General features: G+C 43.6%; 12 protein-coding genes. 4 read left to right on the top strand and 8 right to left on the bottom strand.

Going from position 1 to position 15,553, the window contains the following annotated elements; all coding sequences use genetic code 11:
- Positions 1-62 precede the first annotated feature (62 nt).
- Complete coding sequence (gene cimA / locus V7L05_RS25535; RefSeq protein WP_335168261.1) at positions 63-1,820, top strand: citramalate synthase; 1,758 nt, start codon at positions 63-65, stop codon at positions 1,818-1,820.
- Between the two features lie 487 nt (positions 1,821-2,307).
- On the opposite strand, the gene V7L05_RS25530 is transcribed toward cimA, so the two are convergent.
- Positions 2,308-2,541, bottom strand: a complete 234-nt coding sequence (locus V7L05_RS25530) for a hypothetical protein (protein WP_196522570.1) — start codon at positions 2,539-2,541, stop codon at positions 2,308-2,310.
- Positions 2,542-2,701: 160 nt separating this feature from the next.
- Here V7L05_RS25530 and V7L05_RS25525 point away from each other — a divergent pair, with 160 nt between their 5' ends.
- Positions 2,702-4,849 (top strand): NAD(P)/FAD-dependent oxidoreductase, encoded by a 2,148-nt coding sequence (locus V7L05_RS25525; protein WP_335168259.1) that lies wholly within the window; start codon positions 2,702-2,704, stop codon positions 4,847-4,849.
- A gap of 68 nt (positions 4,850-4,917) precedes the next feature.
- Here the strand turns inward: V7L05_RS25525 and V7L05_RS25520 are convergent, their stop codons facing one another.
- On the bottom strand, positions 4,918-6,450 hold the full coding sequence (locus V7L05_RS25520) for a hypothetical protein (RefSeq protein ID WP_335168256.1): 1,533 nt from the start codon (positions 6,448-6,450) through the stop codon (positions 4,918-4,920).
- Positions 6,451-7,263: 813 nt separating this feature from the next.
- Between V7L05_RS25520 and V7L05_RS25515 the strand changes: the two genes are divergently transcribed.
- Together V7L05_RS25515 and V7L05_RS25510 are read left to right on the top strand one after the other, a co-directional pair.
- Complete coding sequence (locus V7L05_RS25515) at positions 7,264-7,617, top strand: AraC family ligand binding domain-containing protein (protein WP_335168253.1); 354 nt, start codon at positions 7,264-7,266, stop codon at positions 7,615-7,617.
- Between the two features lie 330 nt (positions 7,618-7,947).
- The gene (locus V7L05_RS25510; protein ID WP_335168251.1) at positions 7,948-8,994 is read left to right on the top strand and encodes a threonine aldolase family protein; all 1,047 of its coding nucleotides are present in this window, start codon (positions 7,948-7,950) and stop codon (positions 8,992-8,994) included.
- Between the two features lie 91 nt (positions 8,995-9,085).
- Here the strand turns inward: V7L05_RS25510 and V7L05_RS25505 are convergent, their stop codons facing one another.
- From V7L05_RS25505 to V7L05_RS25480, 6 genes are all read right to left on the bottom strand, one after another.
- The gene (locus tag V7L05_RS25505; protein ID WP_335168249.1) at positions 9,086-10,585 is read right to left on the bottom strand and encodes an Ig-like domain-containing protein; all 1,500 of its coding nucleotides are present in this window, start codon (positions 10,583-10,585) and stop codon (positions 9,086-9,088) included.
- Positions 10,586-10,721: 136 nt separating this feature from the next.
- Positions 10,722-11,495, bottom strand: a complete 774-nt coding sequence (locus V7L05_RS25500) for a TIGR03943 family putative permease subunit (protein ID WP_335168332.1) — start codon at positions 11,493-11,495, stop codon at positions 10,722-10,724.
- 60 nt (positions 11,496-11,555) lie between these two features.
- Positions 11,556-12,608, bottom strand: coding sequence for a permease (locus V7L05_RS25495; RefSeq protein ID WP_335168248.1), 1,053 nt, complete (start codon positions 12,606-12,608; stop codon positions 11,556-11,558).
- A gap of 783 nt (positions 12,609-13,391) precedes the next feature.
- Positions 13,392-14,399: a WD40 repeat domain-containing protein gene (locus tag V7L05_RS25490; protein ID WP_442937882.1), complete on the bottom strand. Its 1,008-nt coding sequence runs from the start codon at positions 14,397-14,399 to the stop codon at positions 13,392-13,394.
- Positions 14,400-14,534: 135 nt separating this feature from the next.
- The gene (locus V7L05_RS25485) at positions 14,535-14,828 is read right to left on the bottom strand and encodes a hypothetical protein (RefSeq protein ID WP_335168330.1); all 294 of its coding nucleotides are present in this window, start codon (positions 14,826-14,828) and stop codon (positions 14,535-14,537) included.
- 368 nt (positions 14,829-15,196) lie between these two features.
- Entirely contained in the window at positions 15,197-15,367 is a 171-nt protein-coding gene (locus tag V7L05_RS25480) for a chlorophyll a/b-binding protein (RefSeq protein WP_334947332.1), read from the bottom strand.
- Positions 15,368-15,553 lie beyond the last annotated feature (186 nt).

The following is a 15,553-nucleotide window of genomic DNA, read 5'->3' as shown; positions in this document are numbered from 1 at the left end:
AACTGGCTTTTTGTTGTATATTGACACATTGCCTCGAAAGTTGTATCGTCGGTCCCAGTTTTATGACCACAAATTCCTCACCTCAACTTTGGCTCTATGACACTACATTACGAGATGGCACTCAGCGCGAGGGGCTATCAGTATCGATAGAAGATAAGTTACGCATTGCCAAGAGACTCGATCAACTGGGAATTCCCTTCATTGAAGGCGGTTGGCCTGGTGCCAATCCCAAGGATGTACAATTTTTCTGGCAACTCCAAGAAAATCCTCTCAAACAAGCTGAAATTGTGGCTTTTTGTTCGACTCGACGCCCCAATTCCACTGCCGCAACCGAACCGATGTTACAGGATATTTTGGCTGCGGGAACTCGCTGGGTAACGATTTTTGGCAAGTCTTGGGATTTACACGTTACAACCGGACTCAAGACGACATTAGAAGAAAATTTGGCGATGATTAGCGACACAATTGAGTATCTCCGTTCTCAAGGTCGTCGGATTATCTACGATGCCGAACATTGGTTTGATGGTTACAAGCACAATCGGGATTATGCTTTACAGACATTAGAGGCTGCGATCGCATCTGGTGCTGAATGGCTAGTCCTCTGTGATACCAATGGCGGCACTTTACCCCACGAAATTAGCCAAATTGTTCAAGATGTCATAAGGGTGACTGCGGAATGGGGCATGGGGCATGGAGAATGGGGCATGGGGAAAGAATCTACCCAATCACCAATGCCCAATACTTCTCTACGAGAGGCTGCGCCAACGGCAACTCTTGGAGACGCTACGCGAACGCTCAGTACAAGTGCCCAATCCCCAATGCCCCAAATTGGAATTCATACTCATAACGATTCCGAAATGGCGGTTGCTAACGCAATGGCCGCCGTGATGGCAGGGGCAAAGATGGTACAGGGCACAATTAATGGTTACGGTGAACGTTGCGGTAATGCTAATCTCTGTTCGTTAATTCCCAATTTACAACTGAAGGCGGGTTACAGTTGTATCACAGAAGACCAGCTCACACAACTTACAGAAGCTAGTCGTTTTGTCAGTGAGGTGGTCAATCTTGCGCCAGATGAACACGCCCCTTTTGTGGGACGTTCGGCTTTTGCCCACAAGGGTGGTATTCATGTATCAGCCGTAGAACGTAATCCCCTAACTTACGAACACATTCAGCCGGAACAAGTCGGGAATTCTCGCCGCATCGTGATTTCGGAACAGTCTGGACTCAGCAATGTTTTAGCCAAAGCCCGCAGTTTTGGCATTGAACTTGATCAGCAAAAGGCTGAGGCCAGGGAAATTCTCCAGCGTCTCAAAGATTTGGAGAGTGAAGGATTTCAATTTGAAGCAGCAGAGGCAAGTTTTGTATTGTTGATGCACGAAGCTTTGGGAGACCGCCAGAAGTTTTTTGAAGTCAAAGGTTTTCAAGTCCACTGTGACTTGATTGAGGGGAAAGAAACTAGCAATGCCCTAGCTACAGTTAAAGTCGCTGTTGAGGGGAAAAATATTTTGGAGGCGGCGGAAGGTAACGGTCCAGTGGCAGCTTTGGATGCAGCTTTACGCAAGGCTTTGGTGAACTTTTATCCCCAAATAGCAACCTTTGATTTGACAGATTACAAAGTGCGGATTCTCAACGGACATACGGGCACTGCGGCGAAAACCCGTGTGTTGGTGGAATCAGGTAATGGTCGTCAACGCTGGACGACGGTAGGAGTTTCTACCAATATTTTGGCGGCTTCCTATCAAGCGGTGGTGGAGGGGTTGGAATACGGTTTGTTGTTGCAATCCCAAGCAGAAACAGTCCTGAAAGCTTCTAGTTGACAAAACCGCTATGTAGGTAATATAGTTTTAAATTTTTCGTTGAGATGGGAGGCGATCGCACAACTGAGTTGTATGCCAAAAACATTTATTCCGCTAAGGTGTCGAGGCACTGCTCAACGAGCATCAAGATTGATCCAAAAAAAAAAGACCCCTGGTTTGCACCAGAGGTCTTTCCGTTTAAGAACGTTGTAAATATTCATTAGCAACGTAAAACGCTGATATGGTTAATTTAGTGGCTTCTGTGCCGTAAATACAAAAATAGCAACCCAATTGTTAATTCCAGACATGTTACTCCTATACCTAAAATGCGTAGGCGTAGCCCGCCGCAGGCATCGCCAATAAGCTAATCGTCATTCATTTTTGCCGAATAATTCGTTTGTAGTAAGGGCTTCAGCCCTGCTTTTATGCAACTTAAATACTCATTAGCTTATTTAGGTGCTACCTAGAAATCTAACGCTGCGACAAAAACTTCATCCTATGCAAGGTTTTAGGAGAACTTTTCCCAGGATTGGGCAACTAATTGGCTCAACCAGCGACGTTGTTGCTGATCCAGCAGTGGATCATCTGCTAGCAACTGAGCGGTTAATTCTTCCAAAGATTGACCCTGAGCGCGGACAATTTTAATTACTCCAGCGATCGCACTGGCAACTAGTTCTTCATCAATCGGCTGTTGTCGTAGAGCAACAATTTCCTGGGGACTGTCTGGAATGGGATAATTCATGGCGTGGGTTTACAGAAATACAAAATGAACAATAACTTTGACAAACTCTTAAAATTTCTTCACTGAATCTTTACGAAACTAATAGGGCGGAGTTTACCTTACTTTGTGCCTTCATAAAATCTGTCTTAGTGAGTAGATTGAACGGAGATGTCAGCAAACGATGAGAGAAATCCTTTATTTAGAAGTTCCAACTTCGGATACAGCAACTGTGCGTAACTGGTTACAAACAGATTTTGAACCCGGAAATGGAGAAAAAGTGCTTACCTCGGAAGGCTTTCGCCTCAAAATCCCCAGTGAAATTACAACTGCTACCGGGGCTATTTCCGAAAACTTGCCTGCGGAACTTTCGGTATTTGTCTGGTCGGTGCAACGAACTACCTATCTGAAAGTGTTTCGTTGGGCAGAACAACCCTTTCCTAATGAGGGACAAATCCTGCAACGCCTGACCAAGGAAATCAGAAGCCGTTTTCGGCATCATTACCCAGAACCGCCAGCGATTGATTTATCCCAGCAATCAATTTTTGCAGCATTAGGCTCTGTTTACCCCCTCACCGTCAAGTATTTTCAGAAAATGCCCAACGGTGAATATGACCTAACGCGTGCCTACTGGTGGGAACAACGATGGCGCCAAGGGGTACGGAATCCGCAGCAGCCGCGTCAGGTGGTGTTTTCCCACTCAGGAATAAGAGCAGGGGGAGATGAGGAAGCAGGGGGAGATGAAAAAATAATATCTCCCTCATCCCCCTCATCCCCTAGTTACGACATCATCTACATCGGCGGCGCACTAGGTGCGATTCATGCAGCACTGATGGCAAAACTCGGATATAAAGTCCTGCTGGTGGAACGAATGCCCTTTGGGAGGATGAACCGAGAATGGAATATTTCCCGCGATGAGATTCAAAGCTTAGTTAACCTGGGTTTAGTCACCCCCACTGAGTTAGAAACTATCATTGCCAGAGAATACAAAGACGGATTCAATAAGTTTTTTGATGCTAATAATCCAGCCAAACTGCGATCGCCCGTCCTCCACACACCCACAGTCCTAAATTTAGGCTTAGATTCTGAAAAATGGCTCCAAATGTGTGGGCAAAAACTGCAAGCGGCAGGCGGTGATATTTGGGATGAAACAGAGTTTATCCGCGCAGATATTGATATATCACAAGTCATTTTGAAAGTCAAGCATTTACCCAGTCAAAGTGAGAAGCAAGTAAGTGGACGACTGCTAATAGATGCAATGGGAACTGCGTCTCCCATCGCTTGGCAATTAAATGGTGGTCGGGCTTTTGATAGTGTATGTCCGACGGTGGGAGCGGCAATTGAGAGCGGATTTGAGCCGGGGGTGTGGGATTCCCAATATGGGGACGTTCTTTACAGTCATGGGGATATTTCGCGGGGAAGGCAGTTGATTTGGGAATTGTTTCCTGGAGCAGGTGATGAACTGACGATTTATTTATTTCATTACCACGAAGTCAATGCTGAAAATCCCGGTTCTTTGCTAGAGATGTACGAGGACTTTTTCACGATTTTGCCAGAATATCGCAGGTGCGATATGGACAAATTGGTGTGGAAAAAGCCGACATTTGGGTATATACCGGGGCATTTTAGTGTGGGAAGTAGCGATCGCACGGTTGCCTTTGATCGATTGATTGCGATCGGTGATGCGGCATCACTCCAGTCTCCCCTGGTTTTCACCGGTTTTGGTTCCCTAGTTCGCAACTTAGAGCGCTTAACAACACTATTGGATACTGCTCTCAAACATGACTTGTTGAGTTTCCGATATTTGAACCAAATTCGCGCCTATCAAAGCAACGTTTCAGTAACTTGGCTATTTTCCAAAGGGATGATGGTGCCCACAAGGAAATTTTTACCACCGCAACGGATTAACTCGATGCTCAACACCTTTTTTGGATTGTTAGCAGACGAACCTGTAGAGGTGGCAGATAACTTCATCAAAGATCGGTGTGATTGGTTAACCTTTAACCGCCTAGCACTTAAAGCAGCTAGTAAAAATCCTGCCTTGCTTTTATGGATTTGGGAACTTGCTGGGCCAAGGGATTTACTCAGATGGCTTGGTAGTTATTTCAACTTCGGTCGTCATGCCTTGGTTAGTGCTTTGCTGAGTCCGTGGTTTGGGCGCTTCTTGAGCCGGGTAGGTTTTTGGCTGGAACCCCGAAATCCGCGATTATGGCTGTGGCTGTTAGCGATTAATTATGCGATCGCCACAGGCAAACCGCGATCGCGCAGTCAGGTAGCAAAAGCCAGCCCAGAAGCCATAATTCCAAAGTCAGAAGCAAGGATTTTGAATTAGTCATTAGTCATTAATCACTTGACTCCAAACTCCTGTACAGACGCGATTAATCGCGTCTCTCCAAACTCCTAACTCTTGGGGCGAAAATTCGGCAATTCCACAGATGCCAATGACTTACGCCCCTTAGGTGGACGCTGGGGATAAACCACCGGTGAGGGTGAATTGTCATCATTCCCTGATAACTCTGGCGGTAAATCAGTCCCAGACAATTCCACCTGTGTAAACTGTGAAACATCTGACCAGTAATCTTCAGTTTCTTCAACAGGTGTCTCGGTGTGAGGTGAAGTGGAGGAGACTGGTAAGTTATCGGCTGATGAAAGCACAGAATCTGTCGTCCAAGAAGTTGAGGTAGTTGCAGGGGGATTAATTTCTGCTTCCAACAGCTCCTCTTGTGGATTTTCTAGTTCCTCATCGTCTTCTAGGATTGTTGCTAAACTCTCCCACATAGGCGGATTACTATCCACATCCGTTTTCGCAGCAGATGGTGGTGATGCAGATGCAGGCTGGGAGGTGAAAAACATTTGGATTAGACTATCTAATTGCTGATCTAAGTTTGATGAACCCAAAGGTGAAACAGCTTCCGGTGTCTCTGGGGAATCATCAATTTTTGCAGAGGGGCTGGGTTGTGCTGGCGTTGGCGTGTCTTTCTTAACTGTCCAGTTCCAAGGAGATGAGGGCGTCGGAGTGGCTTCATTTCTTTGGAATGGGAGTGGTGCTGATGGTTCGCCCCAAGAATTATCTAGATCATCAGTCAAGGATTCTGGTTCTGTTGACCAAGGTTGAATTGGCTGTGCGTTAGGAAACAAAGACCGAGCTTTTTTAGAGAATCTTCCTTGTCCATTAGTTATGTCTTTGGGATGTTTTGCAGTATCTTCTAGGGAGTCATAGCTAGGAACCGATGTATCTAGACATTTTTCCAGAGCCGCTTTGAATTGCAGCGTCTGGCGTTGTTGTCGCATAAGTCTAGTACGTAACTCCCGACAAGCATTTTCTGATTGCAATAGCTGCTGAGACTGTTCGTTGTTGTGAGTGTGTAGCAACGTACATTCTCGCTCTAACTGGGCAAGGCGTTGTTGGCTAATTTCTAGCTGTGCTTTATAACTATCAATAAAAAGTTCCTGGCGTTGAACAGTTTGTACAGCAGTTTCTAATTGTTGAAATAGGGATTTTGTCTGTTCTTGAGCCGCAGCCAGTTCCTGAGTATGTTGGTTGAGCATCGACTCACTAACGCTGGAACGCGTTTTCTGCCACTGCAAAACCTTTTCAGACTCAGCTAGATTGTCTTTTAGCTGCTCCACTTGTTCATACAAGTTATTGTTAGCTGCACGCAATTCTTCGTTCAATGCCAGCAGGTTCTGAAATTCCGAGTCAATAAGTGCTTGTTTGCCGCTTTCCGGCTCTGCAACCCAGTCCTGCTGGGTGGTATCTTGTGAAAATTGTGTATCTTCAGCTGGCATGAGGAGTGGCAGTTTTCTAACTGTCATATTGTCATTAGGCACAACTGAGTAAAACGGGCAACTCGCCTGTTCTGATTGTGGCGAATTAGCAGAATTTAGGGATTCGATCACAGCCCCCTTGTTTGAGGTGTCAGCTTCATTCATCACTCTTGACCCACCTGCTTAAAAATATTCAGCAGTGCTGGCATTAGCATTGCTTATAAACTGTGTCTAATCAGGGTTTGCTCTAAAAGCTAAGTTTAACTCTCTCCAAGCACCAGCAATTAATCATCAATTGGTGTTCCCCATTTTGGATTTAGACTGATGCCGTTATAACACTATGATCCTCTTCCCCGTCAAGAAGAGGATGAGGGGGATGAGGGGGAGAGAGGAGAAACCCAATACTTAAAAACTAAATTGTATTGGCTGATGAAATTTTTTTACATGAAAAAACTGCACGAATATATACTTTATTATCTATAATCGCATCTTTCTAAAGATATAAATCATGAATGTCTCTTGCAATACATTTTGCTACTGGCTTATTTCATACTTAGGATCGATGTCAGTATAAGTATCTATTATTTGATGATAATTCTGTAATTCTGGGCGATCACTATTTAAGTGACTTCCAGTGAAAAAAACACCCCATGATCGGGTATAACATCTGTGCTACCTGAGAAATGTACAAATAATTTGGGATAATTTATTTTTGTCAGCCCCTAATGCTACCGAATAACTCAGAGCTTCTACTATATCTCTAATGTTACGAAAACCTGACTTATACGAATAAGTACTTATAAAATATAGTTAAAGAAGTAACAAAGTTTCTAAGTAAATTAATAAAACTTTTTTAAAGAGTAATCTCAGTTTAGTACGGGCTTTTTTATCGGTAAATACACTAATAGTAAGCAATTTCAGTTTTAGTTAGTTGTAAGCTTTTCTATTAACTTGTCTTCAATACATCAAGTTTGTTTAATGACTACGATAAAATTATTTAAAGTATACTTAGCTACCTTAAATTTCCTCTACGTTCCTCCAGGAGTATCTCAAACTCCCCATACCCATCCCTCATTGCGGATTGGGCTTGTCGCTGAGGGTAGTGGAACTTGTCAGGTGGACGAAGGAACGTTCAAAATGGAGTCGGGAACGGTCTTCTGTCTTCCAGAAAACAAGTTACATAGCTTCAGTGCAATTGATAATTCCTTAAGAATCATTATCTATCATCCAGATTCTGATGTCGGACCAACTGATGATTCCCATACGATGCTGAATAATACTTTTGTTGGAGAAAAGTCAGCCAAAGTTCTGGATGCGATTAGAAGAAAATAACCATGCTCATCAACGGAAATCGGCGGGAATCCCATCCCAACAAGAGGGGTGTCCGGGATAGCCGCCCGCCGATTTAGTCATTAGTTATTAGTCATTCGTCATTGGTACTAATGACTAATAACTAATGACTTCGATTTCCTCCCGGCTTCAAGCCGGGGGATGAGTTAAGCTTGCCTTTTCATTAGAGTATTGTTGTAAAGGCAATCTTATGTTATTGATAGCGCTTTTCAGATCACCGGAACAGAACTTTTATATGAAGCCAACTTGACTAAATGAGGATTTCTGACTTGTGCAACTGTAAACCACTATATACCTGCTTTAGGAGTGCTGATGATTTTGCTAACAAGCGATACTGAAACAAAGCCGACACAGGCGATGCGTCAGGCGATCGCAACTGCTGAAGTTGGAGATGAGCAAAAAGGAGAAGATCCGACCGTTAACCAACTACTAGAACAGGTTGCAGATTTGCTAGGCAAAGAAGCCGCCCTTTTCTTTGCCTGTGGAACCATTTGCAACTTTGTAGCAATAAAGACCCATACCCGCCCTGCTGATGTGGTGCTAGTAGAACAGATGGCACACATTATTCGAGCTGAATCGGGGGGGGCAGCGATGACTTCTGGTGTACTGATGGAACCGATTGCCAGCGAGCGAGGAATTTTTATAGTCGATGCTCTAGCTCAATCACTTGAAAGAGTAGCGACTGCTCCTTACCTTTACTCTGCAATTCCCCGCTTATTGTGTGTAGAGCAAACCCACAATTTTGGAGGGGGTTCAGTTTGGCGGCTCAATGAACTACGTGAGGTTTGCGAGTTCTCCCGTCAAAAAGGTTTAGCTACCCACATGGACGGGGCAAGACTTTTAAATGCAGTTGTGGCATCTCAAACTACAGCCAAGGATTTTGCTGCCTGTGTTGATTCTGTCTGGATTGACTTTACTAAAGGACTGGGCGCACCAATCGGTGCTGTTCTTGCGGGTACACGGGAGTTCATCTCTGAAGCACGTCGATATAAACACATTTTTGGTGGCGCAATGCGTCAAGCTGGTATTGTCGCAGCAGGTTGTCTTTATGCACTTGACCATCATGTTGAACGTCTACAAGAAGACCACGACAACGCAACTTATCTGGCTCAACGACTGAGTGAAATCGAAGGAATTGCAGTTCGAGATCCAAAACCAGAGACAAACATTGTTTTCTTCGATGTTTCAAGATTAGGACTCGACAACGCCATGTTTCTCACTCTGTTAAAGCAGTATGGTGTGAAAATGGGAGCCGTTGGTCATTCTATTCGGGCAGTCACTCATTTAGATGTTTCGCGGGCTGATCTCGATTTTGCGCTTGGTGCTATTTCCAAAATTGGAAAATTATCGTCGCATTAAGATAAGGGAGATCAGGGAGTAGCGTTACCCTACTAAAAATTATTAACCATTCTGTTTTATCCCCCTTGCTCCCCGCTCCCTTGCCGCTATTTCAAGGTAGCCACCGGGGATGAAATCCGGCTAACGGGAGTTTTTCTGGTCTAATTTCAACAGTCGCAGCATCAGCGATGGGTAACAGAGGCATTAACCATAAACTACTAGTAGCGATCGTATCTCCATCATCAGTTTTCAAAGTGTTGGCGGGTAATGATGCTGTTGTGTTTGTCTGCGGTACTACTTGGTCAAATAACAAGCCCAAACCGTCGGCAGATAAACTCATTTGCACATTCCGTTGAGCAGGAGGCAATACTAGCAGTGGTTTCTGTTGCCCGGTTTTCAGATCAATTGCTACTACATAAGGCTGTTCTATGTATTGTTCCTTGGATACTAACTGTGTCAGCAAACAATAGAGTGTGGGTGAGGCGATGTCAAATTGGCAGCTGAGAATTGAGCCTGTAGTTTTTAATAGCTGTTTCTGCACACCTTGGTTTGTCACCAAAAATAAATCTCGCGTGTAATCTGTATTAAACTTTACCATTGCTGCTTGAGAGCCATCTTTGGAGAAAGCCTGTACCAAACCAAACTGCGGCAGAAAATCCAAGGGTTTACTGGCATCACCTTGCAGTGGTAAAATCGCTGCTCCCTGTCCTTGGGCAACTGCTACGGCTTTACTATCTGGTGTAACCATAAAGTCTCCCCCCGGTTGGCTTTTTAAGCGTTTCGGGGCGGGTTTTTCTCCTGAACCGTCACTGGTTGCTGGCATAAACCATAGTCCAAAGTCACCAGGATTAGTTTTGTTTCCGCGCTGGATGACAATAGTTTGTCCATCGGGTGATAAGTCAAATTTCAGGTTTTGATAATCTTTACTATCTAAAGTTAGGTCAACTTTGCCTGCTGGTTCTGCTTCTTGTCCAGATTTACCAGAAACGCCTGTTGTGACTGTGTACAGTTGGGCTGAAAGTAAGTCTTGGTTGTTTGCGGCGCGGGCAGAAAATAAAATTTTCTCCCCATCAGGAAACGATTCAAAGTCGATTACTATCAGGTCTTTAGGGGTAAGTAACCTTTTTTGCTCTTGGGTCAAGTTGTAAAGAACTAACCGTCCCTGTTCTTCTTGATCGGTTCCAATGTAAAGGATGACGCGATCGCGTGTGCGGAAGCTACCTACAAAGGGCTGTATCACCCGATTTTTGCCTTCTTCCTGGGCAAACTTATCTTTGGCTCCCTGTAACTGCACTTTATAATTCGTGCCATAAGGTGCTGGTGTCACCAGTGTATAAACCATCCGCCGCCCTGCCCAACTGTATTTACCTGCTAGGGGTGGCTCGATTTTTAAGTTATCCTCGACGCTTTTTATTTCCATTGGGCGGCTGAAGGTGAGGGTGAAGGAGTTATCTTCTGCCCCAATTTGTTGATTTTGCCAAGTAAATTCCCGGACACGAGCTGTTACCACATCACCTTGCAATATCATCAACCCAATCAGCACACTCAGCAGTAGCATTAGTGCGATCGCTATGCGATCCAGTGGTTGGATAAATGCTTTAGATTTAATCATTTGTTATGGGGCATTGGGCATTGGGCATGGGGCATTGGGCATTGGGCATTGGGCATTGGGCATTGGGCATTGGGCATTGGGCATGGGGCATTGGGCATTGGGCATCAACAAATGACTAATGACTAATGACTAATGACTAATAACTATAAGGATTCTGCGGTTGAGGAATCTTTTTAAGAGAAGTAGCGGCAATGGTAAGTTGGCGTTTACCTGACAAATTTTCTGTAACCATTTGTCCTTCAACTTCCAGCCAGGTATCAGCAGAGTAACGCTCTTGATTATCTTGTAGTTTGACGGGTAATCCCACAGGGTAAGCATCTGCTGCACAGCAAGTTAAGACAAATCGCGCTAAGAACAAATATTCTTTTCCTATATCGGACGGGTGGATGACAAATCCCTGCACCTTGACTTTTTGACCTGTATATGTATCTGGTTCTGGATAGACATTCACAGTACGTACCCAGTCTACAAGCGATCGCTCCTCTGGACGAACAGTAGCCCGAAAAGCTTGCGGTTTGACGCGTGTGCTTCCCAATAAATCAGTCGTCACACCCCTTTGGAGTGCTTTGTCACTAGCAAAAACTTGCGGTGTAATGATAAAACCTAGAATCGCTGTTGTCAACAACAAGGCACTCCCCCAACCAGGGGGAAATAAACTAATATGCGGGGAGTTTGGCGTCACATCACGGCTACGCCGTTGCCAAAGTTCCTGCATCTTGAAGAAACCAATAATGATCAAGCTGATACCAGTCACGACCACAAACCAAATGTAATTTGGGTGAATCAACAAATTCAGCTTGTTAGTTAGCCAATATCTCAACATCAAAACGCCCCAAGCTGTAATTGCTATAGCATCCAGCCAAGGGAGTAACAGATTTGGGATTTTAGATTTGGGATTTTTGTTATTCATTGGGCATGGGGCATTGGGCATTGGGCATTGGGCATTGGTCATTAACAAATGACTAATTTTTTAAAGGACGTGCAAGTTCAGGAAAAGGGTAAATACAAATGTTAATTGTGCTGCTAAAGCAAATAAGTAAAAAACGGTTTTGGGTTTAAAAATGGATAACAGCAAACCAATACCTTTGATGTCAATCATTGGCCCAAACACTAGAAAGGCCAACAATGAACCACTGCTAAAGGTTGAGGCAAAAGATAGGGCAAAGAAAGAATCAACTGTAGAACAAATTGACACCACTACTGCTAATATCAGCATGACTACAATTGAGGTAATTGGCCCAGCACCCAAACTGAGAATTAATTCACGGGGAGCTAGGATTTGAATAGCAGCAGCGATCGCACTTCCTATAACCATGATTCCGCCCAGTTCTCGGAATTCTTGGATGCTATTATCCACAACTAGGCGGAGTTTATCTGCAAGCGGTTTATTGGAAGTAGAGTTTGAGGTAGGCGGTACAAAATTAGCATCTATCCGCAGAGGTATACCCGCTTTTCCCCCTAAGATATAAGTCCCGGATTGCAACAGATTTGGTACCGTTGCTTCCTGTTGTACTTCGTAACGTTTACCACGGCGCTTGGTTTCAGGCTGCGCGGGTGGATTAAACTTCATATAACGAGCGATCGCAGGTTGGAGTATAGGATTTAAGTCCTTTTGAAAACTGAAAACATACCCGATAATTGTGGCAATTATTAGGGAAAATACGACTCGTAAGACCACTATTTCCGGCTGATCTCGAAATGCTGTCCAAGTTGACCAAATTACAATTGGGTTAATTGTTGGTGCTGCTAGCAAAAAACCAATTGCGACTGGTGTGGGTACTCCCTGAATCAGGAACCGCCGCGCTACCGGTACATTCCCGCACTCACACACCGGAAATAAAAAGCCGATCATACTGCCAACTAAAGCACCCAACAGTGGATTTTTGGGCATTTTTTCTACTAATTTGCGCTCATCAACAAAAAACAGCAGCAAACTGGAGAATAAAACCCCAAGAAGCAAAAAAGGCATCGCCTCGACTAGCAGACTTAGAAATAGCGTAAAACCATTGTTCAATTGATTCATGGGCGTCGCAGTCAAAAGCGGTTTTGAGTTTTAGGGTTCTGCCTAGTCATTCTATCGAAATGGGGATCAAAAGCAGTTCGGGAAAGTTAAACATTATTTAAGTAGCAAGTTATCCTACCTTGCAAGTAGCGCTTAATCGCTGCAAACCTTTGATTCAGCCGAAATAGTGATTTTTACCTGAGTGGACTTACTGATGACCATTTCTAAGATTGTCTGAGTTTAGAAATTGTTCCAATTCTAGAGGGCAAGTAACTGCATAGATGATTTGAAATTACCTATGTCTATACTTACAGTAATTTGCTGGATAAGATATTAGCTCTGCTGTATTTTCATCAAGTATTCACAGTTATTCAACATTTGGGGATCGCTCTTGGTTGCTACCATCATTGATTTTGGCTAGTTCTGGCAAAATTTTATCTAAGCTTTGGTTGATTTTTTACTATAAAAACTCTAAAAAGGCAAGAACAAATTTTAGCAACCACGGTAAATGTTGACAAGTAAGTGAGCAAGAATAAATAAAACTATGTTACGCAATGTAAAAATAAATAGCATCACCACCGTTGACGGCTTGCTCCAAAGCTGTTATGTCAGTTTTCGATAGTCTCTCTAGGTCATCAGACAATATCCCTGAGAAAATTCCCCCACATTTGCTGACGAGCTTGGGTAAGTTTAAAGCAAGCGATTTTAATCGTGGAGAATAAAAAATTTCCTTACCTTATCGAAACCCCTGACTTGACTGCTGGGGTATTCTGAATTCACCAATTTTGTCTTCAGCAGGACTTCTCATTTACGTTTTAGTGGAATTCCCCAAATCTTGATTTGTTGATCAAATCCACCACTGGCAAGAATTTTACCATTTGGACTAAAAGCGATCGCACTTACCCAGTCTGTATGTCCATTCAGTGTATTTATTAACTCCCCTGTAGTTAAATTCCACAATTTAATTCCATCTCTACCGGCACTAGCTAGTGTTTGTCCATCGGGGTTAATGGCGATCGCATTCACCCAGTTATTATGTCCTATGAGGGTGCGGACTAATTCTCCAGTATTAATATTCCACAGTTTTATTGTGCGATCGCGGCTAGCACTTACTAATGTTTGTCCATCTGGGGTAAAGATGACACCGCTAATAGCATCAGAATGAGCGACAAATTCACTGATTAATTTACCAGTACTCAAATTCCACAGCTTGATTACACCCTTATCGTCACCACTAGCCAAGGTCTGTCCATCTGGACTAATCGCCAGGGTATAAATCAAATTATCAAAACTTACTAGAGTCCCTAGAGGGCGCTGCTGTAGCAAATCCCACAGACGAATCCCATCCAAACCTCCACTGATGAGAACTTTACTATCACCAGACACCGCTAAAGATAATACGTTACTGGTATGTCCGACAAAAGAGCGGCTAAATTTTAAATTTTTCAGGTTCCAGAGGTTAATCGTATTGTCATCACTACAACTAACGAGGGTTTGCCCATCTGGGGAAATCACTAAAGATTCTACGGCTGCTTTGTGTGCTTTGGTAATATTCGCCAACTTTTTGCCGTTTGCTGGATTCCACAGGCGAATTACACCCTCGTTTTCTGCACCTCCACTCACAAGAATTTTGCTATCTGGACTGAAAGCCAGGGATTTAACGGTTCCGTTATGTCCTTTGAGTGTGTAAAGTAGTTGGGCATTAGCAAAGCTGTTGGGAGTTTGGGAGTTTGGCGTTACTTCAATCGCCGCATGAGCTTCATGAATGTAAAACCCTTCCCAGATAGTCACTGGAAGGGCAACAGCTGTCATAAATGTCAGGATAATATACGGACGCAAAAAATTACCCCCACCTCTTCCCTCACTACTCACTCTTTTTCCTCACTTTTATAGATACAGTTAACCCAATCAATTGTGCAGAGTTATTAAGTAATAACTCTGGACTTCCTAAAGAGGTGGTTTTTTCTTAGAAACGCTTAACATTGGTAAAGCCGGACTAGAAGAACGAGAGGGCAAATAATGTTGCACTACAGGCTCCTCTGGTAGAGGACGACGCTGCTGGAAACGCCACAACTTAAAGGCTAGCGCTATCCCTGTCGTTCCCAAACCAAAAGCCAACAACGACCAGCGATCATTTAATCCGCCAATCAGGGCATCCATAACGCCCATCGTAATCAATATACTGATTAGTGGCTCTTTTCGGTAGGTTGACTTCAAAAAACGAGGTAATACAGCATTCATCACAGCTTGATTGGTTCCAGTTCACCTTTAGTGTATATTTACCAAGAATACCTTACCCGTAATTTGCCTTTCTCATCCAAGGCAGACACTAATTATGATTTTCTTTAGTAAGGGAGGAAGTTTACTCATTAATCGTCTTGCGCGTACTAGTTGCAAGTCTATGATATTTCAATCACTAATAGGTATTTCGATTCCTCTCTTGCTTACATTCTAGGACAATAATTTCCGAATAATTAAGTATAATTAAAGGATCTAGGGCGAAGTATTTCGCTATCAATTGTTAAAGTCAAAACCAACTGGTTGTTCCAGCTGGTTAAAACTCCTATAAATACTAGCTTACAACTTTCACCTTGTGCTTGTTGGTGGCACTACTTCAGACCCAGCCATGATAGCACCCCTTGATTGCTTGTATATTCAATCACCAGCATCAAAGCGAAGCCAATCATTGCAGCTCGACCATTCAAGCGTTCAGAATATTCGTTAAAGCCAAACTTAGGCTCCTGTAGTTTAGGTGTAATCGTTGGTTGTGTTTGTGTCATTTTTAAGAAACCTTTTTTCGGCAAACGGGACTTGATATGAAATTTCGCAGCAGTTGTTGGGGAAGTGTGGTTTTCCCCTTAACTTTTACTCTACACTTGGTAACTTATGAACTGATTGCAGTGCTTGAATGCCAAGATGACTTGAGAAATTCAGCAAGAGCTTCCTAGTCGGGAGCTATACAATCG

Source organism: Nostoc sp. (assembly GCF_036917755.1).
Taxonomy (GTDB): domain Bacteria; phylum Cyanobacteriota; class Cyanobacteriia; order Cyanobacteriales; family Nostocaceae; genus Nostoc.
This window is presented reverse-complemented; position numbering and strand designations above follow the sequence as displayed.